This window comes from Fuerstiella marisgermanici, from assembly GCF_001983935.1.
Taxonomy (GTDB): Bacteria; Planctomycetota; Planctomycetia; order Planctomycetales; family Planctomycetaceae; genus Fuerstiella; species Fuerstiella marisgermanici.
Window position 1 is genome coordinate 2,810,523 of record NZ_CP017641.1, and the last position, 23,117, is coordinate 2,833,639.

Below are 23,117 nucleotides of genomic sequence, written 5' to 3' on the forward strand. Positions count from 1 at the left end.
TCAGAACGCGGGCCTGTGGCAGGTGAGGGGCCCAACAAATGGCTGTCAGAATGCTTGACGTCTTCAAGCATTCCGTCACACCTCACACTGCCGCCCGCGTTCGATAACGGTAAACGCGGCTACGATTCTGAACCAGTACCGTCTTCTGGCGGCTTGGCTTTGTCCCAGAATGTGATGGCGAAGATCACAAGAATGATGCCCGCCATGATGGATGGAAACAACCAGAAGTTCTTCCACTGAGCCATCGTTTCGGCCAGCAGTTGTTGGTCAAGGCCTTCCGGCAGGCTGCGCGAAAACATCTGGGTCAATGATTCCACGAATCCAACGTCAGCCTGCTCACCGCGGGCTTCCGCTAACGCAGCAACGTATTCCGGCGATTTCGTGACCTGTTCACCGTACTCACCAATTTTCCACCCAAGGTCGATGCCCAGCCAACTTCCGGCGGCCATGATCTTGTAGCCGAAGAACATGCCGACTCCCTGAGTCAAAAACACGAGCAGCCCCTGAGCCTGGCCGCGAATCGCTTTCGGTGCCTTTTGGTCGGTATACATGAACCCGGTGACGAAGAAGAAGTCATAGCAGATGCCGTGCAAAGCAACGGCCAGCAGCAGCATCCACGTCACCTGGTCGGGAGCTCCGTATGCAAACAATGCATAACGGATGACCCAGCAGGCCATGCCGACCATGATCATGATCTTCAGTCCGAGCTTGCGGAAGAAGAACGGGATCAACAGCATGAAAATGATTTCTGACATCTGCCCGATGGTCATCGTGGCGGCGGCCTGAGTGAAGCCGGTCTGAGTCAGGTACGAGCCCGTCATGCCATAGTAATAGGCCAACGGCACGCAGATTAAGGTCGAGCACACAGCGAAGATCAGAAAGTTAAAGTCGCCCAGCAGCTTAAACGCGTCCACCATAAACAGCGATCGAAGGTTCATTGGCTCGCCCTTTAACGGGGGCGGTGTGTTGGGCAACATGAAGCAGAACACGCCAAGTAACAGCGAGCTTCCGGCCCCCAGCCAAAAGATTTCGAACTTGTCAGACCAACCCAGAATGCCAACCGTCAGCCCCGCGACGATCCAGCCGATCGTCCCCCAAACTCGAATCTTCGGAAAGTGTTCCTGACTTGGGATATGAGTGAACGCGATCGTGTTTCCAAGCCCCAAAGTTGGCATGTAACACAACAAATGGCCCAGAATCAGCCATACCAACAAGTCGCCGTTCTCTGCACCACCTTCCGCGACACCGGGCACGGCCAGCAAAATCAGGCCTCCGACCAGCATTAACACACCGAAGACTTTTTCTGACGGAAACAGCCGGTCTGCAATCAAACCCAAAAACAGAGGTGCAACAATCGCGGCAATCGGAGCACTCGCGTACGCTCCGCCAATGAAATCGCCTAGCTGTGCCGAAGCCATCGCTGCAGACAGTGTGGCGAACCAGGTGCCCCACGCAAAGAACTGCAGAAACATCATGATGGACAGTCGCGTCACAATGCCGCCACCCGAAACGTCCGGCACAGGCGTGGAACTTGCCGCCGGTGCGGCAGTTGGCGAATTCGTTTCGTCAGTCATTCTAAGTTTCTCCGGCAGGACGATCGCTGAGGTGTAAACTGGTGAGTCCGCAGAATCTATCGACTGATCGCGCCCAGTTGAACCGCTCACCCCCGAATGCACCCCGAATTCGCAAACTTCGGGCCGGTACGCACCGGCGGGCGGTAGGCGTGATGGACGGGTGACGGTGGGATGGCTTGTGCGCCGGCGTTGCTTCCGTGGGGCGCGGGAGGTCGGTTGGGCGGCCCGACGGAATTTTCGCCATTGGCGAACCGTGCGCTCAGAACGGCTGGCGCGTCGTTAACCGGAGTTCGTTGGTTTGGCAGTCCTAAACCAGGCGGCAAGGTTAGCGGTCGCCTGCGGCGAAGTGCCATCGGGCCGCTGGCACCCACCATGGCATAGACACGAGGCCCCGCAAAGCAAGCGATGCGGCGATGCCATCCACTGGCGGTGACAAACCGGCGACCTCACCGTATTCTATCACTCTTCTGCAAAACCTCCGACGAAAACAGGAAGCCCGATCATCATGCCACGGCACCCTATTTACGCCCTTTTGATCGCGATCGTCGTCAACAGTGCTGCCTTCGGCGGAGGAGGCGATGTAACCATTCGCACTGATCATCCGGATTACCCAGGCGAAGGCGCGTTACAGACGGTCGAAGACTGCGTGACAGTTGCCACGGCCGGCAAGACCGATCCGCAGGAGAAGGCAATCGCCATGTACCTGTGGTTGCTAAAACATCAGTGGCATCTGATGTCGCCGATGGAATGGTGCGTGCCTGGCCGAGTTCCCGACACCGCCGCAGCAGGAGATTATGAAACAGTCGTGTTCGATGCCAATCGAGCTCGTTTTTCGTACGGCTACGGCCTGTGCGGCACCGTTCATGCGTGGAACGAACCCTATTGGAAGGCTTTGGGCATGGACGCTCGACGACGTGAATTCCCAAACCATGTGAACAGCGAAATCTTCTACAACGGAGCCTGGCACGCCTTCGACACCGACATGGCAGGGTTGTTGTTTCGCCCCGATGGAGTTGTCGCGGGCTATGCTGATATCCAGAAGAATCCCGAGCTGGCGGAATCCGTCAAGCCGCCGCTGCCTCACTATCCGTTCGCATGGCCCTCCGATTACGACACGATGAAAAAGGGTTGGCAGCAGGTTGCAAAACGGGAGAAATGGTACAAGTTGTACAACGGCGGCTACGCGGCTCACCCAGCCATCGTGCATCTGCGCAGCGGTGAAACGTTTACTCGCTGGTACGATCGCGATCATTACGGCGGTCCAGACAAACGTCGCTTTTGGCAAAACCACAAGGGCGGCCCGTTTCGCAGGTGGACGTACTTCAACAATGGCGAGCCGTTTCACGATGGCGACAAAGCGAACGCTCGCAGCGAAGCCAGCTACTGCAACGGCGAATTCATCTACGAACCAGACTTATCATCGGCGAAGTTTCGTGAAGGCACGGCCGATGTTTCCGACAACATCACGCATCAAAACACATCGCCGAAGTTACGTAGCAGCAACGGCAAGAACGCGTCGTTGACGTTTCGCCACTTTTCGCCGTACGTCATCTGCGGCGACCCGGTCGACGATGCCAATCCGATGTCTGCCGAAGCCACCGACGGATTAGTTGTCGAAGGCATCCGCGTCGGCGACATCAAATGCGAGGTGTCAGCCGATCAGGGACAGACGTGGCGCGTCGTTGACTTCCCCGCTAACGAACCGTCGTTTCGAATCGACCTGACGGAACAGGTAAAAGGCCGCTATGGCTGGCACGTTCGGTTTTCGTGGAAGGACGACGCCGGATTGGGCGCCTTGAAGTTCACCACGACAACACAGGTCTCGCAGGCCATCTACCCGCGACTGACGCCCAACGGTTGCGATGTCGAATACACGGCAAATCAGCGAGGCGTGGTTGCCGTGCTGCCGAACTTTGGCGTGCCCGAATCGCAGGTGAATGCCTTCGAACGCACCGACCTGCGTTCGACCAACCTAAAGTACAAACCACGTTCGCAGAAATCACGCTTTGCCTATGAAGCGACCGACAAAAAGCCGGCGCACGTGGTCTTCAAAGTGGCTGCCCCGAACAAGCTGCTCGAAGTGCGAGCCGCCGTGCGGTATCAGATCCCCGTGCCGTCGCGTGAGAACATGGATTTTCGGCTTGAGTTCTCAACCGACGAAGGCACAACGTGGGAGCAATTTGCTGCCGCCGACATTCCCACCGACAACGAATTCTCCAGCGGCTGGTTGTCCGGCTCGGCCGACGTGTCGCTCGACGAATGCACCGAGGCCCTGGTCCGGTTCCATATGCACATCCCCGGCCGCCCGGCCACACTCATCGACGCTCAACTTTACGGCATCCACGAAGTCGCTCCACCGGGCGCCGTTGCGGTCGAATTCGGCTGGCTGGAAGGTGGCGAGCTGCGGACTCACAAAACCGATCTCGCTGCAAAAGTCACTTCAACTACGTTGCAGGTACCCACGTCGGATAAGATCCAGGATCAGTTTGTTCGTATTCGTTCGCTGGAGTAGCAGGCTATGAAGTTCGCACTCACTTTAGCGCTGCTGTTGTCGACGCCGTGTGTCGCGCAGCCACCGATCATTCCCGCCGATGTGCATGCAGAGGAGCGGGAGTCGCCATTTCGCAAGCCGTGGTTTACCCAATTTGTTTTCAGGAAACTTCGGCTACCGCCACCAACGGCAAGTCTTAATGAGTTGGGCTATGAAACCTCGCAGATTCAAGGGCAACTGCTTAGCAATAGCGGCGACCCCATGCCCGGCGTTGGCGTGATAATAATGCCGGGGCCTGGCGGCGTTACATACAGTAGTAGCCCCGAAATCTATGCACTGACCGATGAAGCAGGGAAATTCCACCTGGAAGCAGATCGCTCCCAGACGTGCGTCGTCTTCCACGACGCTGAGGGCGTCACATAGTCGGCCGCAGCGGAAAAAAATGCGGAGGTACAGCAATTCGAAAAGCCTCAGACCGCAAAGCTGAACTGGATTGCCCCGCCACAAGTCGGCAAATCAATCGAAACCATAGCGATTCGGCCAAAGCGAGAATTAGCCGCAAGATTAGCACCTGTGACGTACGTTAAGAAAAATTCAGACGGGGCGTTTGTGGCGGAATTGATGCCAAGCGAGTACATCGTGACATTCACCCATCCCGAACAACTTGAAAAAATTGGGGTAATTGAAAACAGGGGTCCGCTCGCCGTTGAAATTGCAACGCTCACTGCCGAACCCGGTAAGGTGGCGGTTCCCAAGTTGCCGGATCCAGTGGCTGTCATAGGAGGGCTATCTGAAATGCCTAGTGAAAAACAGTACATCACCGTACAACGATCGGTGGCTGCACCTTTCTATCTGGACCTTTCAAGCTCGGTTGTTGTTGATGTCGTCAGGCCAGCCAAGGGAGGTTTTTTTCTCACGAAGCGACTGCCCGTGGGGCGTTACATTGTGAAGCTTCAAGCCACTGACAGACAGCCAATAGTTCCGATTGCTGCGTGGTGCGTCCAAATTGAATCCGATTCAAAGTCGATTAATCTCTCAAGACTGCCTGCACCAGATACGCTGCGAGAGAAGATCGAAACCCTTCTGGTAGCACGAGGTACTTACTCAGGAATTCATCATCAAATTTTTGACCTGCCGCCGAATTTAGAGGCCGTTATCCACACTCTGCGGAGCATGGCCGCTGACCAGAACAGTCCATGGCAGCGTAAGGCACTTCAACTGCTGTGCGAGGACTGCGAAGATTCCATCGTACTCGCGGAGCAACTTCTGAAATTGCTTCCCGACGTGCCACTCTCCTATCAAAGCGAAATCGTAAATCGGCTGGCTGACTTTTCAGTAGAGGTTGCTCCGCTTGTTGAGCTGCTGGCTTCCCTGACTGCGACGAAGAATGTGCTGGTACGAAGCCATGTTTTCACGGCGATGACGAGGCTCGCCCTTGGCAACCCCGACCAGGCGGATCGCATTACGAAGATCTTCGAAACTGCGATCAAGAGCTCGGACCGGCAAAGTCGGATAGCTGCCGCATTATGCCTCGGGCGTTTGAGGGAAAAGGCATCGTTGCCGGTCCTTAATGAGCTGCGTGAGGAAGACATCGAAGCCGCTTTCTTAGTGTGGCAGTTGGACGGCGACTCGGCTGCGTTCTTCGAAATCGCAAATCGGTTTCTGGAGCGGAAGGGCTTATTTTGGCAGCGTCGAGCGTGCGTCTTTATCGCGAAGGTGACGCAACAGGAACCAGTCCCTGCGAGCACGCATCGCTTGCTAAATACACTTTCAGACAGACCGATCGACATCCATCCATCACCCTACTACAACGTATGCCTGCAAGAAATAGCCCAACAGGCACAGAAAATACTGGCGAAATCGAACCCGTCAGATCCGTAACTCGGGCTCCACTGTTGCGTGCCCGCTGCTGTGCAGAGCCCGATCTTTGTTTCGCCTCGCGCTTTGACCGGTTACAATATTCTTCCGTCCTATCCTCCCGCCTTCTGCCAACTTTTGGCCCTTGCCATGAACAAAATTCAATTCCGCCTGGTTCTTCTTGCAGTGGCCGTCTGCACGAATGCTTTCGCTGAAGACGCCGGCACCGTCGCGCAGTGGCGTTTCGAAAATTCGGAAGACCTGCCTGGTGAAATTGTGGGAGGTGCGGAAGTTGTGGATTCGCAACTGCAGCAGCCGAGATATCCGGACTTCGCCAGCGGTAACAAAGTACTGCAACTGAAGGCTCCGGCGTGGCTTCGCATTGCGGACGATGCTGAGGAATCACAATTCGATTTCGACAACGGCGACGCTGTCACGTTCGAAGCGTGGGTGCGAGTGGACTTGATGACGGACAATGTCTACCTCATGGGCAAGGGCCGGACAGGTAAGTCTGGCCAAAAAGCATTGAACCAAAACTGGGCGTTCCGACTTCGCAAGTACAAAGGTGCGACGTGCGTCAACTTTCTGTTTCGCAGCCGAAAGACAGACGACCATCCCGGCGACTGGCATCGCTGGACGTCAACAGAAGGTTTCTCGTCAGGCAGTCGTTGGCACCATGTCGCTGTCAGCTACAAGTTCGGTGAACCGGAAAGCATTCGAGGCTTCATCGACGGTAAAGAAGTGAAGGGAGCCTGGGACATGGGCGGTCCCACTAAACAGCCGCCTGTTGTCGACGACGATGACGTGTGGATTGGTTCATCGATGGGCGGGTCGAAGGGCAATTCACTTCACGGGGCAATCGACAACCTCATCATTCACCGCCGGGAACTTCCACGCGACGAACTACTGTCACGCTTTCGATGGACCCCGCCGCCGCTGGTAGCGCCGACAATTCCCAAAGGCAAGGTTGTCGTGCAGTTGTTCGGCCCGCTCGATTCGATTAGCCGCATTCCTCTTGTAGCAGACGAGCCGTTAACCGAATGGCAGCAGGATGAAATGGGATTCGTCCGACTGCCTCACAAATACGATTCGTGGGGCGTGCGAGAAGACTGGGGCAATACGCTGTTGGTTCGATCGTGGATGGATATCGAATTGCCGAAGGGCGAATACCAACTGCTGGCCCGTTCGCGAGGAATGGCGCAACTGAAAATCGACGGCAAACTGGTGCTGACCACACCCGTACAAAAAAGCCGGGCTGGAGCTCACCATGTGGTCGATGACCTGCCGAAGGTTCCGGTGCAGGGCATGAGACCTCATGCAATGAATGTGCGCGAAGAACTGGCCACGTTCACCAGCGACGGCAAGCCGCATCGCATCATGTACGACATGATTCTCGGCGGCCCAAGGTATCGCACGGAATTCGGCGAAGCATGTCTGGCGATCGCTCAGGCAGACGGCATGTTTCACCTGCTGTCGGAAACGTCGCAGTATCCTTTAACGGACGAAGGCTGGCAGGCATTCGCTGCCAACGAATCGGCTCGACTGGACGAAATGGATCGCGCAGCGCGGCAGTCTGAAAATCCCACGCTGGCCGAATACTGGTCGAAGCGACATTCAGCGGCCAAGGATTCGTTACAACAGAACGCAGACATCCCCAAAATCGACGATCTCATTGCCAGCCGCATCGCAGACGTCAATCAAAAGGCGGCCGCTCAGGCAAACACGCCGTCCAGTGCTGACGCCGCCTTCTTCACGGAACACATTCAGCCCATCTTCGACGCTCATTGCACTCGTTGCCACGGCGCAAAAGAAAAGGGTGGGCTGCTGGTTGTAAATCGCGATCGCCTGCTGGCTGGTGGCGAATCCGGCCAGGCGGCCGTCGTGCCAGGTAAGCCGCACGAAAGCTATTTGTTCGAACTGGTCAGCGCAGCCACCGACGATTACCGCATGCCGCCGAAGGGCGACGGACTCTCAGCGAAAGAAGTCAGCGCTGTACAGAAGTGGATCGCCGATGGAGCCGCCATGCCGTCAGATAGTGTGAAGGCGATTTCGCAACCCGCCATCGTTGACGACCACACCTTCCTGCGGCGAATTTTTATCGACACAGTTGGTGTGCCGCCGACACTGGAAGAAGCAAACGCCTTTCTTGCTGATACGGCAGACAACCGCCGTGAAAAACAAATCGATCGACTGCTGCAGGATGACCGTTGGGCCGACAACTGGGTTGGTTACTGGCAGGACGTGCTGGCTGAGAATCCGAATTTGCTAAAACCGACGCTCAACAATACGGGCCCGTTTCGTTTTTGGATTCACGAAGCTTTAACGGACAACAAACCGATCGACCGCTTCGCTACAGAATTGATCCTGATGCGAGGCAGCACGTGGGGCGGCGGTGCGGCAGGCTTTTCAGTGGCGTCACAAAACGATGTGCCGATGGCCGCCAAGTCGCACGTGATTGGAACCGCTTTCTTAGGCGTCAACATGAAGTGTGCCCGCTGTCACGATGCTCCGTATCACGACTGGAAGCAGGCGGATTTGTTCCAGATGGCTGCCATGCTGGATCGTAAAGATCTGAAGCTGCCAGCGACCAGCACGGTGCCAGCCGCCTTCTTCGAAAAACAGGAACGTCAGTCGTTGATTGAAGTCAGCCTGAAGGTTGGTTCGGACATCAAAGCTCACTTCCCGTTCGCAGAACTGGCGCCACAGGTTGAAGAAGAACTGCTACTGAACCCGAACGACACGCGAGAACAACTGGCCGCTCAGGTGACGGCGTCACGGCGTTTTGCCGAAGTGATCGCCAACCGGATCTGGAAACGGTTTATGGGAGCCGGGCTGGTCGAACCGGTCGACGACTGGGAAGGCAACCCGCCGTCCGACCCGGAGCTCCTTGCCGCGCTGGCAGACACGCTTATCAACGTAAACTACGACCTGAAACAATTCGCGCGATCAATCTTCACCAGTGACGTCTACCAACGGATCGCCCTCGACCAGCCCAGCCATCGCGAACGCCACTTCGCCGGTCCGTACCGACGCCGCATGTCGGCGGAACAGATCGTGGATTCTGCGTTTCATGCCGTCGGCCAGCAAATGCAGACCGAAGAGCTAACGATGGATATTGAAGCCACGTTACCGCCCAACACCTTTCTGAACTTTGGCCAGCCGCAGCGATCCTGGGAATTCACAACGCTCGCGAACGAACGTGACCGCCCCAGCTTAGCATTGCCAAGAATCCAGGCGGTGGTCGACGTCTTAAAAGCCTTCGGTTGGCGTAATTCCAGACCGGAACCAGAAACAGATCGCGAAGAAACGCCGAACCTAATTCAGCCAGGAGTGCTGTCCAACGGAACGCTTGGCATCTGGCTGACTCGACTGACCGACGACAGCGGTCTCACGGCGTTAATGCTTCAGGACCAGACGGTTGATCAACTGGTCGATGCTCTGTTTCTTAACGTCTTAACACGTCCGCCAACCGACGCCGAAAAGGATCAGTTCGTAAAACTGCTGACGCCCGGATATGAAAATCGAATCATTCCACAAGCACTGCTCACGCCGCCGGACGCGCCGCCACGGTTCCGCCATGTGTCGTGGTCGAACCACCTGAACATTGAAGCGAACGTAATCAAGGTCCAGATGCAGGAACTGGTCCGTCAGGGACCGCCCGCCACTCGGTACCTCGCGTCAGAATGGCGAGAACGAGCGGAAGATGCGGTTTGGTCCTTGTTGAATAGTCCGGAAATGGTGCTGGTACCATGACGCGGTCGCAGGCATCCGAGTCACGTTTGGGAAGGCGGCAAATGCTTTCCGACACTGGTCAGGGCTTTGGCGGCCTGGCGGCGGCAATGATGCTGCATTCCGACGATGCTTCCGCGAAAGACATAACCGGTCGTCGCGGCGTGGTTGACGTGCTGCATCACCCGGCCAAAGCCAAACGAGTGATCCAGTTGTTTATGGGTGGTGCGGCCAGCCATATCGATTTGTTCGATCACAAACCGGCTCTCGAAAAGCATCATGGCGAAAAGTCTGACTTCGGCGAACACGTCGAAGCATTCCAGAATGGACTCGGCCCATGGATGAAATCGCCGTTTCGGTTCTCACACTTCGGTGACTGCGGCAAGCAGCTTAGCGAGGTTGTTGCACCGCTGGGTGACTGTGTCGACGACATGGCGTTCGTGCACAACATGGTCGGCAAAACGGGCGTGCACAGTCAGGCGACGTATCTGCAGGCGACCGGTTTTCAACGACCTGGCTTTCCCGGCATGGGCGCGTGGGTGAGTTACGGTCTGGGAACGTTAAACGAAAACCTGCCGACGTTTGTCGTACTGCCCGATCATCGCGGTTTCGCCAGCAACGGCCCCAAAAACTGGGGCTCCGCCTTTTTGCCGGCGAGTACTCAGGGAACGATGATTTTTCCTCAGCGAGCCAATCCGATCGCCGACTTGATGCCCAACGCAGATTACATCACCAAAGCGGGCGAACGTGATGGACTGCGGCTGCTGCATCAACTGAATTCTGCCTACAACGAACAGCGAGAAGGCGATTCGCGGCTGGAAGCAAGAATCCGCAGCTATGAACTGGCCGCAAAAATGCAGTTGAGTGCTCCCGAAGCGCTGGACATTTCCGGCGAATCGAAACACACGCTGCAGATGTACGGGCTGGATAATCCGGGCGCCACCTACCCTGACGTCATCAACATTCCGGAAGAGGCGGAGTACTTTGGCCGCAAGTGTCTGATCGCTCGACGACTGCTGGAACGCGGCGTGAGGTTCATTCAAATCTGGTCCGGCAACGACAACAGCTTTCCGCGCCGAAACTGGGACAGTCACGAAAACATCGAACGCGATCACAAACCGCTGGCCACGGGTATGGCGATCGGTACGGCCGCACTGTTGAAGGACTTAAAGCAACGCGGCTTGCTGGAAGACACCATCGTGTTGTGGACCACCGAATTCGGGCGCATGCCTTCGACTCAGGGAAGCAAAGGCCGCGACCATAATCCTTACGTCTTCACCAACTGGCTGTGCGGCGGCGGCATCCGGCCAGGCATCAGTTACGGTCCCTCAGACGAATGGGGCTACAAGCCCCTGGATCGTGACCACCCGACTGAGGTCTACGACATTCACGCCACGATTCTGCATCAACTGGGCATCGACCACAAACGCCTCACGGTGCGACACAACGGCATCGACAGCCGCCTGACGGACGTGCACGGTCGAGTGATTGAAGCTTTGGTGTGAAGGCATGTCGCCGGTTCGGCGGATCCTTCCTGTCCCAGCCGAAAAATCGTGCGGCACTGGAAAAGCCCAGTCCGTCGTGCAACATCGAGCGCATCCAATCACATCCAGAACAAAGCGGGTTCACCATCGCTTCAACCCCTCCCGCAATTTATCGCGGGAGGGGTCGATCGAGCGAAGCAAGATCGGGGGAGGGCCGGGAGCAGGACGTGATTGGCCGGCGCGTAGCCCCCTCCCGGACGTTGCTTCGCTTCGTCCGACCTCCCCCAACGGCTTCGCCTGGGAGAGGTACAACGCACAGCCTTTGTTCGGAAGCCGCACTGTCTCCCTGACGCTGCATCTGGGAAGAGGTGCATGGACGGCGTAACAGCGATGCGAATGCATGACGGTTCTCGTCAACGTAGAATTCGAGTCGATTTTGCTGCGGCGGTGAATCGCTATACTGCCTCTTCGTTGAGTCCACTCCATTCTTTGCACGGCCTTCCCATGCCCACAGTCACGACTTCCGCGAAACTCAATTGCTCGGCCGCTGCACTTCGCAGCTACCTGGGGGCGACGGCCAACCTGCCGAAGACAAGCGATCCCGAACTGCAGCTGGAAGTCCTGAACGCACCGGCAGACGTTGTGCAGGGCGGCGTGATTGAGTTCCGTGTTTCTGCTTTGGGCTTCAAGCAGCGAATGCAGCATCGCTACGTTTCAGTCACCGAAACGGAAATTGTGGCGGAACAAACCGACGGGCCAACGCGATCGTGGACGCACAAGCAACTGATTGAAGATCACGGCGACGGAACGTGTACGTTGACCGATGAAATTTCGTTCGAGAAGCCGGGCGGAATGCTGGGATTCGTCATGACAGACGATCGCATCACGGAATCCATCGAAGAAGGCATGGAGTTCCGCTACGAGGCGCTGCAGGCAGAACTGGAAGCGGGGTAAGCCGCAGAGCCACGCCGATGTCGATAAGCGGCGTCCACGGCACGGCAGTGTTTAGCTTAACGCGTCGCCAGCCGTGCGGATGTTTCCGTTGCGAAGCGTGATTCGTTGTTGATCGCAGTATTCCAGAAAAGGGATGGCGTGCTTGCGAGTCACCTGCCAGCGGTCGCGGATATCGGCGACCGACAGCTCCGGCTGTTGTGAGAACAGCTCTTTCAGTTCTAAGCATAGTTCTTGAAACACGGTCGACGCCAGCAGCAAGCCCTGGTCCAGTTCGATTAACAGTTTTGCCTGAATAGCGAATCGCGACAGCGAGGTCACTGACTCCAGTGGGATCTGCAACTGTTCAGCAATTTCCTTCAACGCTGGTGGGCTGCGGTTGCCTTCGAAGACCGCCATAATCTGTCCCATCCTGGCCTGTTGTTTTTTGGACAGGCTGTTTTGATCAGAACCCACCGCGATCCTGTTTCCCAGCCTGACCAGCTGGCCAGTTTCGATCAGCAATCGAATTACCCAATTGATCAGATCGGCCGAACCGAAGCCCTGCAACTGATGCACGATTGCTTCTTCCACGGCCCAGGCATCCTGATTTGCTTCGGCCTGTTGTGTCAGCACTGCGATGACTTCCTGCTGAATTCGAGCAATCGCAGATTCCGCAACCAGCCGCGACGATTTCGGTAGTCGTCGGATGAGTTTTGTCGCAAGAGCCTGTTCGATGATCGCTTCCTGATCAGCCGCAGGCACACCGATCTGAAGAGCGCACCAGGCGGCTGTTGGCGTTAATTCGCCGTGGAATTCGGTCCACGCGATCAGCCGTTCGGCGTCATCGGCCAACGCGATCTTTTCACCCAGTTCGATCAGTTTGCGAGTCCGCTTGGTTTCGTCGCCCAACGAGGCCAGCACAGTGCCGCCGCCCATTGTCCCGACAGGATACGGCAATCGAAATAAACACTTTTGACCGAACGTTGCCACGACCAGCTTTTCTGTTTCGACAACAACGACGGCCGACTGGCCCGGGACAAGGCGGCGAGTTCCAGTGATTCTGGCGCTGCAGGCCGTTGCGGCAATGTGCAGTTGAAGCGTTGCCGGACATTTGATTTCCTGAACGTCAGGAAACGCTTTCACTTCCAGCAGCAAGTGCCGCGATCTCAAAAACACGTCCGGTTGAATTAGTTCGTCACCGCGTTGAACGTCCGCTGCTGCGACGCCGGTGACGTTTAACGCTGTTCGATGACCGACCTTCGATTCTTCAAGCGATTCACCATGCGCTTCGATCTCACGCACACGCACCGGCACGGTGTTGTCTGCCAGCAGAAGATGGTCGCCCACGCGAATCTGTCCGCTCCACACCGTACCGGCAATCACGCAGCCTCGCCCCGGCATCGTGAACACTCGGTCCACCGGCATGCGAAAGTAGTCACCGATCGCTCGCGCTGGACAGCTTTCCGCGAACTGCTTTAATAGCTCCTTCAGTTCGTCAAGCCCCTCACCGGTGACAGAAGACACCGCAAGCTTGGGCACGTCGCGATAGCCGAAGTCTTCCAGAAAGACGTCCAGTTCTTCCTTCAAAGCGGCCAGCACCTCATCGTCGACCAGATCAACTCGCGACAACGCTACCACCAGGTTGTTGACGCCCAGCATCTGCAAAATTGCGGCGTGTTCGAGTGTTTGTTCCTGAATGCCCTGATCGCAGGCCACCACCAGCAGACCGATGTCGATTCCGGAAACGCCGGCCAGCAGGTTGCCGATGTACTTCTGGTGTCCGGGCGCATCGATTAATGCGAACTGGTGTTCGCCGTCACGATACGACGCAAAGCCCAGATCGATGGTGATGCCGCGTCGCTTTTCTTCCGGGTGAGTGTCGGTGTCTGTTCCGGTCAGGGCACCGACCAGAGTTGTTTTTCCGTGGTCAATGTGACCGATGACTCCGACGATCGTGTAGGTCATTTCATGCCCCCGCGACAACAGCACTGCGGCCGGGAAGCAGCAACGTCACTCCGTTGGATGTCGACTTCAGTTCAAGGCCAGGTCCCGTCGCCAGCAGCACGTTCCAGGGTTGTGCTGTCGGTAGCTGCAGGTCCAATAAAACTTCTCTGGTACCGGCATTAAAGGCGGACACGATGTTTTGTCCGTCTGCCTTCGACAGAAAAGCGACGGCGGAATCCTTCGCCTGCAGGAGTGTCTTGTTCGTACTTCGCGTCGCGGGATGTGCTTTCCGCAACGCAATGCAGTCGGCGTACCAGTCGCGTAGATTGGTGTCCCAGTCGGCTTCGTTCTGAGGAAACCCCTTGCGGCAATCGGGATCATGTGCTCCGTCCACGCCGACTTCGTCACCGTAGTAAATGCAGGGTGCTCCGGCAGACGTGCAAAGAAACAGCCATGCCATCTTCAGAGCGTGTTTATCGCCGCCGCAGCAGGTGACAAACCGAGGCATGTCGTGGCTATCCAGAAGATTCAATTGCGACGCCACAATTTCCGGATCGTACATGCCAGTGACTCTGGCGACTTGATCGGCGAATTCCTGCGCTGAGAACGCTCGGACGTGAGAGAAGCTGGATGGTCGGCGAGCTTCCTCTAAATCGAGCTTGTCGCCGCCGAAGAAGCCAAGACACGCCGCGGTGATTTGATAATTCATCACGGCGTCCCACATGTCGCCCTGCAGCCATCGAGACGCTTCGCCCCAGACTTCACCAACGATGTAAGTGTCCGGATTGATCGCTCGCACGCGCTGACGAAACTCGCCCCAAAAGCTGTCGTCATCGATTTCGTTGGGCACGTCCAGTCGCCAACCATCGATTCCAAACTGCACCCAGTATTCCGCGACCGACAACAGAAATTCTCGCACAGCCGGGCAGTCGGTATTGAACTTGGGCAGCGCCGGCAGGTTCCACCACGCGGCATATCCGACGGCTTCTAAACTGCCATGTCCCGCTCGCAGTTCTGCGGCCGCTTCTTCAGACGGATAAGGTTGAAACGGCTTTCTGTGAGTCAGTCGTGCCGGGTCAAAGTGAAACCACTCTCGATACGGCGACGCGGCTCCGTTTTCTAAAACGTGCTGGAACTGCCAGAACCCGCGGCTCGCGTGATTGAACACGCCGTCCAGCACGATTTTCATATCGCGTTCATGAGCTCCATCCAGCAATCGGCGCAAGGCGTCGTTGCCGCCCAGCAGCGGATCGACCGTCATGTAGTCGTAAGTGTGGTAGCGGTGATTCGCGGCGGAAGCGAAGATCGGGCAGAAATAGATCGCTGTTACGCCCAAATCCTGCAGGTAGTCAAGCCGATCGGTCACACCGTCCAGGTCGCCGCCTTTGAACCCGTATGTGGTGGGTGGGCTGTCCCACGGTTCAGGTGGTGCGTCGAAAGGAACGCGACCGCTGCGAGCAAACCGGTCGGGGAAAATCTGGTAGAAGACGGCGTCGCGAACCCACGCCGGCGTGTGAATGGGCATACTTTGTAACTCTGCTGTAGTCGTGCGTCAGACCGAATTTGGTCGGCAACGCATCATAGTCACAACAGAAGTCATCGCCCACCGATCCAGAATCCGTATGTGTCTGATCGTCGCTGAGCCGTTCCGCCGGTTTGACGGATGGAAGGCCAGGTCTGGCCTGCTGCACAGGTCGGGAGATGGGAAGGTTGGATTGGTGGCGCAAGAACTATTCTGTTGCTCCGGCTTGTCGCGCAGGTCGGCAATTCTTGTGCTTAAGCCCGGAGGGCGGCAGCTCGTAGCCGTTGGCGTGAGCCGACGGAAAATGCGTTTCCCACACGAAAGCCCCGACGGGGCGAAAGCAAATTCACTGATGGATGCTGCTATCGCCGCAGTGTCGCGCTGTGGACGGGACTTACCGGCTGGCCGTCTTCTGCGGAGCGTCCGTTTCATCGACCAGCAGACGCTCAACGGTGCGGCTGGTCACTGTCAGAATCGTGCTGGCTCCCATCGCCCCGAGTACCGATTTGTCGACGTTGATTTCCTTCCGCACGACCTGGCCTTTGGCGATATCGAACAGAATCGTGCCGCTGGGCGTCGCCTGCACGAGCTGCCCTTTGACCGTTGGGGATTTGATCGGTGATTCGGTCGATGTGAAGAACGCGATCTTCGCGATCCCGTCTTCAACCGACTTCAATCGGTAAGAACGCAGCAACGTAACCTTCCGCATCACGTTTTCTGCCAGACGGACCTGGACCGGCATGTACACTTTCCACGATTCACCGATCGCTACGGGTTCGGTCGGCAGTGGCAACGAAAAACTGGCCTGCCCTTCTTTAGCGACCAGTTCAAGTCCTTCGTCGGAAACCGGCGTGCCCGTCGGATGCATCGTGTACTGGGCGGCCGCTTTTCTTAGCTGTGAGGCGGCTCCTTTAAACGGGCCCGGAACTTCCTCACGCTTCATCGTGGAATCGTAGACGATTGGTTCGGAATCGTTACTTTGAGCCTGCATACGGACGTGTTCAAACTGCATCGCGATTTTTGCCGTGCCATCGTCACTGACGTCGCCCACCGTGAACAGCCGACGCTGCTCGACCTTATTCACGTCTTTCTTAGTGGCATTGGGCATCGTGGCCTGCAGATTGGTCGTCTGAGAACTCTGGTACCGCAGAGTCTGGCCTGGCTGAAACTGAAACCGCAGCACAAACTTTTCTGCAGTTGAGTCCTCAGCGGCCACTGGAGCGGCGGCTTCGTCGGCCAGTCCGACATTTGACGCAATAAAAACAGAGACAGTGGCGGCCAGCACGCGAAGGCGGGTTTGAGTCATCATCCGTGACCTCAATCTGTAAAAAGTCGTACCTCGAATTACCCAGCTTTCCTGCCGAGCGACCTCAAACTTACCAAAATTCCGCGATTTGCTGCGAGCCCATTTTATGAATCCCACAGAAGCGGCTCGACTGAGTTTTCAACATTGAAAATGCCGCTAAACTGAGCCTTGTTAATTTTGTCGCCACACCAGAAAGCATTCAATCGATGACCGAATTCTTCCCCGATGTCCCGCAAATCGCTTACGAAGGCCCCTCCTCGAAGAATCCGCTCGCGTTTCGCCACTACAACCCGGATGAGGTTGTTGATGGCCGCAGCATGAAAGAATGGCTGCGTTTTAGTGTTTGTTACTGGCATACGTTTCGCTGCAACGGCTCCGATCCGTTTGGAGCTCCCACGCTGGATCGCCCGTGGGACGATGGCTCAGACGCTCTGGACAACGCTCTAAAGCGAGTCGACGTTGCGTTCGAATTCATCACCAAACTCGGCGCGCCCTACTACTGTTTTCACGACCGCGATGTCGCTCCGGAAGGCTCCAGCCTGTCCGAAAGTCATGCGAATCTTGACGCCGTCGCCGCAAAGCTGAAGGAAGCTCAGGACGCAACCGGCGTCAAACTACTATGGGGAACGGCCAACCTGTTTTCGAACCCTCGATTCATGCACGGAGCCGCCACCAGCCCCAACGCAGACGTGTTCGCCTACGCCGCCGCTCAGGTCAAAAAGGCCATTGAGGTGACTCATTCGCTAGGCGGCGAAAACTACGTATTCTGGGGCGGACGCGAAGGTTACATGAACCTGTACAACACAGACATGAAGCGGGAGCTGGATCATTTAGCTCGCTTCATGCATATGGCTCACGACTACGCGAAAGAGATCGGCTTCACGGGCCAGTTTCTGTTCGAACCCAAGCCGAAGGAGCCGACCAAGCACCAGTACGACTTCGATGCGGCCGCGTGCCTAAACTTCATCCGACAGTACGGCCTGTTGGACATTGTTAAACTGAATATCGAAACCAACCACGCCACCTTGGCCGGTCATTCGATGATGCACGAACTGGAGTACGCTCGTATCCAGAATTCCCTCGGCAGCATCGATGCGAATACCGGCGACATGCTGTTGGGTTGGGACACGGACCAGTTCCCCACAGACATCTACCTCACATCGCAGGTGATGCTGGTCATCATGGCTCAGGGCGGACTGGCTCCTGGCGGCACAAACTTCGACGCCAAAGTACGCCGCGAAAGCATCGATCCGGTCGACCTCTTTCACGCTCACATCGGCGGCATGGACACGTTCGCTCGTGGCCTGAAAATTGCGGCCCAAATCCGAGCCGACAATGCACTTTCCGATTTCGTGAAGGAACGCTACAGCAGCTACGACAGCGGCATCGGACGCCGCATCGAACAGGGCCAGGCGTCCTTCTCGGAACTGGAAACCTACATGCTCGAAAAAGGCGAAGCCGCTCCCAACCAAAGCGGCCGCCAGGAACTCCTCGAAAACATCATCAACCAATACATCTAAGGCGGGATGGCCCGCCGGCCGATTGGCGTGGTGATCGGGTGACGGTGTGTCAGCTGAAGCGCCGGCGGCCGGGATGCAACGGCGGGCGATTGGCGTGGTGAGCGGTTGAGCAGGGCGGGGGCGGATTCGCCGGCGTCGCTTCCGTTGGTCGCTGGGGGTTCCGGCGCGCGGATGGAATGGTGTGAGGGTGACGATGTGTCGGCTTAAGCGCCGGCGGTGTTTTTTCTCCGATGGCCCGCGTGCACGATGCAGACGAAAAGCCACGGCTGTTGTCAGCCGTGGCTTGCGTAGCGAACGCCTGCGGCCGCGCTGGTTACTCGGTTTCCGCAGGGAAGAATGGAAACAGCTCGCGGATTTCGGCGGTGCTTGGTTGCCGACCGTATTCACAGATCTCGAATGCTTCTGCGTACTTGACGGCCTGGCCTTTTTCTTCGCCATACCAGCGGACCAGGGCACTGCGAAACTGTTTGGCTTCGTTCCCCTGACGTTTTACCCAACGTTCTTTCAGCCACGCTTCGCGAAGTTCCGGCTGCGACGCGGGTGGCGATTTCGCCGCCTGTTCTGCAGAGCTTAATGCACCGCCTTCGAACGTTTGCGATTCCAAAGCCGTCAGTGCCTTTACCTTTTGGTCGAACACGTCGTCCACAGCGACGGCGATGTCTGGTTCGAATGGATACGGCTTTTGAAACCGATCGCTGGAATACAGAAAGACAGGGTTCTTCTTCAGCGGTTCAACATCCGGACAGAAAAACGGCACGGTTACCATGAAGGCGGCGTCCTGCACCAGCACACCGGTGTAGCGATGGTCGGGATGGTAGTCCCATGGCCGGTGAGCAATCACGATGTCGGCGTTCCATTGTCGAATCAGGCGAACGATTGTGCGACGATTTTCCAGCGTTGGCAGAAGTTCGCCGTCGTGAATGTCCAACACCTGCGACGTCACACCCAACCGTTTGGCGACCTCAGCAGATTCCGCCGTCCGCCGTTTGGCCAGCTCACCACCGGCCATTTGCCAGTGCCCGATGTCTCCGTTGGTGACTGACACCAGCTTCACATGGTGCCCCTGCTTTGCCCACAGCGCGGCGGTTCCGCCCGACTTATATTCAGCGTCGTCGGGGTGAGCTCCAAAGCAGATAATGCGTAGCTTGCCGTCGTCTTCAGGAATGGCGTCCTGACCGAAAGCTGGCGCGAAGGCGGCAACGAAAATTAACCCGAATACAGTGACATATTTCATTTTGGCATTTCCCCTGAAGAGTTATTGCGAACACCACAAACTTAGGGCATTTTCAGCAGCCCTGCAATCAATTCGAAACGTTTCGATTCGTGAAAGATCGCCCCACGCACCGACACCGCCCACAGATCAACGCCGCTACACACTGCCCCATCTACTAACGCAACCAACGCCGGCGCTTCAGCCCCAAACCGTCACCCGCCCCCCACGCCAACCGCCCGCCGGGGCTACCCGGCAAAGAAAAACGGGTAAGTGCGACAGTTGACGGCGTCGCGATGTTCCGGAGTGAACGCTGCGAGTTGCTGCAGTTGAGGTTCGAATTCGGCGGTGACGGCTTCCTTGATTTCATTCGTCAGCTGCTGAATCTGCTTGCCGATTTCCCTGGCCGAGTCGCCTCGGTCATGAACCGACTGCATCTGATCGATGGCCGCTTGCTTCTGCTGAAGCAGCTTCTGCAATTGCGCCTCAAGTGATTCGCTAAACACTCCCGTACCGAACTGTCGCTGCGGATTGAACTGGAGTTCTCGCAGAGACGCCTTGATACCGTCCAGCCGCTGCAGCACCTTGCGTTGATCGGTAAACAGAAATCGCGATGCGCTGGCGATGGTGAACGGCGGTGGTTCGACGTTCCACCAGGAACGGATGAATTCGTCTGTGAACCGGTCATAGCGTCCGCCACCGGTTCCATGAACGAACAAATCTGAAAACAAGAGCCGCAGAAACGCCGTAATCAGCGCTCCTCGCGGAACGATCTGAATGTTCTGCAGCAGCATGGGTTCCAGAGCTTCGGCCGTTATGTTGCCGGTGAACGTGTCGACTGTTCCGCCGTTGGCCAACAGTTTGGTTTCGTTGCCGTTGAGTTCCGCTTCGAGAACGTGACGTTGTTGCGTGTTATGACTGATTAACCAGAAGGGAAGTTCGCACGTGTCGTCTTCAACCTTCAGGTTCGGGAACGGATTGGCCGTGTTGCGAATATTGTGTTCATCACGAAACACGTCCAATGCCGAATTGTAAGCTTTGGCAAATCGGATCGGCTGTTTCAGAATATCGGCCGTCAGCGTCAGCACTTCTGGAAACGACGCGATTGCTGACAGCGGAAGTTCCAACAGCCGGCTGCCAACTCCGTTTTGCCAGCGAGTGATCAAATTCGCTTCCATCGCGGTCGCTCGCACAGCCGCCAGATTTGCGTACGCCGTGAAGACCGCGTTGGTTCCGTTCGCCGCCGCGTCCAGAGACTGGCCACGCAACTGATCGTTCAGGTGTTGACCAAGTTGCTTTAGTTCAGACACATCGCGAAGGCGACTGTGACCGTACAACGTTGTCGAAGTTGCCACGGTCTCAATTGCCAAAGCGGTCGCCGACGCGCCATCTTCTGTCGGGCTTAGCTGCGGATAGCTGAACTGCCCGGCGTCACCCACATCCGTATCGATAACAACCGCAACGCCGATTGCCTTGTTGTCGGCGGCAAACTGTTGAGTCGTTTCGTACTTGAACGTCAGCCCCGAATGAAAAATGGCGGGCTGATGCCCCGTCATCACGATGGGCTGATTTTCGGGAACGCCAGTCAACAGACCAGCCGTGTTGGCTGGGATATCGGCATCGTCGGCGACCCCGTGCAGGCGCAGGACGAACTGTTCGGCAGACTGAACAAGGCGCGTTCTTGCTGAGTTCCGAAGTTCAGTCAGTCGGCCATTGTCGAACGAACTGAGGTGCAAATAGTCGGCCCAGTCGCTGAACGGCGGCTGAACTCGGAGGTCGGTATATTCTGAATTCACAACGATTGATTTGTGCTACTTCTTGCGATTGCGTTTCGGTTGCCGCGGTGGCGGCATGAACGGGGCTTCCGGGTCATACCCGGGATTTGGTTCCGGCATGGTGGCTTTCATCGTTTTCTGCCACTCCGCCAGCTTCGCCTTCAACTCCGCAAGTTTATCAGGATGAGTGGCGCTGAGTTCGTGCTGTTCGCCGAGGTCATCCTTCAAATTGTACAGTTCCGTTTTTCCGAATTCGTAAAGTTCGATAAGTTTCCAGTCACCGTCACGAATTGCGGCGCCCGGCGTCCATGTGGAACCATGGTAATGAGGGTAGTGCCAACAGAGTGGACGGTCAGTACTGAGTTCTTCGCCTTTGAGCAACGGCAGCAGGCTGACTCCGTCTGCGTGTAGGTTGGGTTGCAGTGGCAGTCCGGCAAGTTCCAACAGCGTGGGGAAGAAATCTGTGCTGATGACAGGCGTTTCGCAAACAGTTCCTGGCTTCGTAACGCCAGGGGCCTTGATGATCATGGGTTCGCGGATGCCGCCTTCGTACAGCCAGCCCTTTCCGGATCTTAGCGGCAGGTTGCTGCCCGGTCCGGGCCGTGCCAGCGTACACAGGCCTCCGTTGTCGGAGAAGAAAATGACGATCGTGTTGTCGGCAAGCCCGAGTGCCTTCAGAGTTTCACTGATAGTGCCGACGCTGTCATCGACAGCAGCCACCATGGACGCCAATTCCGGATTGTCCTGCCGAGAACGAGACAAGCCGCGGTATTCTTTGATGGGTTCTGAAGTCGTGTCGCCGAACTGTTCGTTCGCTTTTGCGGTGTAGTGGTCGATTCGTTTCTCGTACGGTTGAATGGGTGTGTGAACGTTGTAGTAAGACAGATACAACAGGAACGGTTTGTCAGTGTCGCGATCATTCAGAAACGAGACAGATTCTTTCGTCAGTCGTTCGGTCAGGTATTCTCGTTCCGGCGTGTCCGGCAGGTACGGGTTCTTGAATGGCGAATAATAACCGCCGGGCGGTGAGCCTCGATGGTGGCCGCCGACATTAAAGTCGAAGCCCTGATCCGTGGGCAGGTGGCCTTCGTCGCCCAGATGCCACTTCCCGGCGAAGAATGTTTGATAGCCATTTTGCTTCAGCACTTCAGCGATGGTCACTTCTTCCAGCGCGAGGTTATCGCGGTCGTTGACCTGCTGAAACCTGGGGTTGTAAGCTCGCGCGACCGTTGATCCGGGAATCCAATCGGTGATGTCGACTCGCACAGGATGCCGCCCGGTCATAATGCTGGCTCGCGTTGGCGAACACACGGGGCAGGCGGCGTAGCCATCAGTAAACTTCATGCCGGACGCCGCCATCGCGTCGATATGTGGTGTTTCGTGGAACTTGCTGCCGAAGCATCCGATGTCAGCCCAACCCAGATCGTCGACCAGAAAGAAGACAATATTCGGCCTCGTTTCGACCGGTCGCGCACTCGCGATCACATTGCTGACACAGGTCAGTGCGATTGTCGCACACAAAATCAGGTTTCGGTTCATCAGAGGAAACTCCCGTTGCTAGACAGCTCGGTCGTTGAGCGGTGCGTGATTGTTGCCAGTCTGCGGTTTGGTGTCCATCATCAGCCCTGCAGTTGCCGAACCGAGGATAACCTTCTGCAGACACCACGTACCATGCTCGTTCATCTTCGTCGGCAAACAGCTTCTCGATGCCAGCGCTTCAGCTTTCATTGGGTGTACTGTCAGCTTCGTCAATCGCTCGCTGGTGTGCACCG

14 protein-coding genes are annotated in these 23,117 nt (G+C 56.7%); 7 read left to right on the plus strand and 7 right to left on the minus strand.

Translation table 11 applies throughout. The annotated features are described in order from the left end of the window. Window positions 1-119: 119 nt before the first annotated feature. Entirely contained in the window at window positions 120-1,574 is a 1,455-nt protein-coding gene (locus Fuma_RS10650; RefSeq protein ID WP_083731953.1) for a nucleoside permease, read from the minus strand. 505 nt (window positions 1,575-2,079) lie between these two features. On the opposite strand from Fuma_RS10650, the gene Fuma_RS10655 reads away from it, so the two are divergent. The 6 genes from Fuma_RS10655 (at window position 2,080) to Fuma_RS10680 (ending at window position 12,089) form a co-directional block, all read left to right on the plus strand. Further along, window positions 2,080-4,086, plus strand: coding sequence for a hypothetical protein (locus Fuma_RS10655; protein ID WP_077024126.1), 2,007 nt, complete (start codon window positions 2,080-2,082; stop codon window positions 4,084-4,086). 6 nt (window positions 4,087-4,092) lie between these two features. Continuing rightward, window positions 4,093-4,488, plus strand: coding sequence for a carboxypeptidase-like regulatory domain-containing protein (locus Fuma_RS10660; RefSeq protein WP_077024127.1), 396 nt, complete (start codon window positions 4,093-4,095; stop codon window positions 4,486-4,488). A 216-nt stretch (window positions 4,489-4,704) separates the two neighbouring features. Next, entirely contained in the window at window positions 4,705-5,946 is a 1,242-nt protein-coding gene (locus tag Fuma_RS10665) for a hypothetical protein (protein ID WP_145944097.1), read from the plus strand. A 126-nt stretch (window positions 5,947-6,072) separates the two neighbouring features. Next, window positions 6,073-9,675: a DUF1553 domain-containing protein gene (locus Fuma_RS10670; protein ID WP_077024129.1), complete on the plus strand. Its 3,603-nt coding sequence runs from the start codon at window positions 6,073-6,075 to the stop codon at window positions 9,673-9,675. Between the two features lie 41 nt (window positions 9,676-9,716). Then, complete coding sequence (locus Fuma_RS10675) at window positions 9,717-11,156, plus strand: DUF1501 domain-containing protein (protein WP_077024130.1); 1,440 nt, start codon at window positions 9,717-9,719, stop codon at window positions 11,154-11,156. 483 nt (window positions 11,157-11,639) lie between these two features. After that, window positions 11,640-12,089 (plus strand): SRPBCC family protein, encoded by a 450-nt coding sequence (locus tag Fuma_RS10680; RefSeq protein ID WP_145944098.1) that lies wholly within the window; start codon window positions 11,640-11,642, stop codon window positions 12,087-12,089. Window positions 12,090-12,140: 51 nt separating this feature from the next. Here Fuma_RS10680 and selB read toward each other — a convergent pair whose 3' ends face one another. The 3 genes from selB to Fuma_RS10695 all read right to left on the minus strand — a co-directional run bounded on the left by selB (window position 12,141) and on the right by Fuma_RS10695 (window position 16,843). After that, the gene (gene selB, locus Fuma_RS10685) at window positions 12,141-14,033 is read right to left on the minus strand and encodes a selenocysteine-specific translation elongation factor (RefSeq protein WP_077024132.1); all 1,893 of its coding nucleotides are present in this window, start codon (window positions 14,031-14,033) and stop codon (window positions 12,141-12,143) included. A gap of 1 nt (window position 14,034) precedes the next feature. Further along, complete coding sequence (locus tag Fuma_RS10690; RefSeq protein WP_077024133.1) at window positions 14,035-15,537, minus strand: glycoside hydrolase family 13 protein; 1,503 nt, start codon at window positions 15,535-15,537, stop codon at window positions 14,035-14,037. 391 nt (window positions 15,538-15,928) lie between these two features. After that, window positions 15,929-16,843, minus strand: coding sequence for a hypothetical protein (locus tag Fuma_RS10695; RefSeq protein WP_077024134.1), 915 nt, complete (start codon window positions 16,841-16,843; stop codon window positions 15,929-15,931). A gap of 203 nt (window positions 16,844-17,046) precedes the next feature. Here Fuma_RS10695 and xylA point away from each other — a divergent pair, with 203 nt between their 5' ends. Further along, on the plus strand, window positions 17,047-18,360 hold the full coding sequence (gene xylA / locus Fuma_RS10700) for a xylose isomerase (protein ID WP_077024135.1): 1,314 nt from the start codon (window positions 17,047-17,049) through the stop codon (window positions 18,358-18,360). 313 nt (window positions 18,361-18,673) lie between these two features. Here xylA and Fuma_RS10705 read toward each other — a convergent pair whose 3' ends face one another. The 3 genes from Fuma_RS10705 to Fuma_RS10715 form a co-directional block, all read right to left on the minus strand. Then, window positions 18,674-19,594, minus strand: a complete 921-nt coding sequence (locus Fuma_RS10705) for a PIG-L deacetylase family protein (protein WP_083731954.1) — start codon at window positions 19,592-19,594, stop codon at window positions 18,674-18,676. Between the two features lie 224 nt (window positions 19,595-19,818). Further along, on the minus strand, window positions 19,819-21,366 hold the full coding sequence (locus Fuma_RS10710) for a hypothetical protein (protein WP_077024136.1): 1,548 nt from the start codon (window positions 21,364-21,366) through the stop codon (window positions 19,819-19,821). Window positions 21,367-21,381: 15 nt separating this feature from the next. Beyond that, window positions 21,382-22,884 carry a sulfatase gene (locus Fuma_RS10715; RefSeq protein ID WP_077024137.1) on the minus strand — a complete coding sequence of 501 codons (1,503 nt, stop codon included), beginning with the start codon at window positions 22,882-22,884 and terminating at the stop codon, window positions 21,382-21,384. Window positions 22,885-23,117 lie beyond the last annotated feature (233 nt).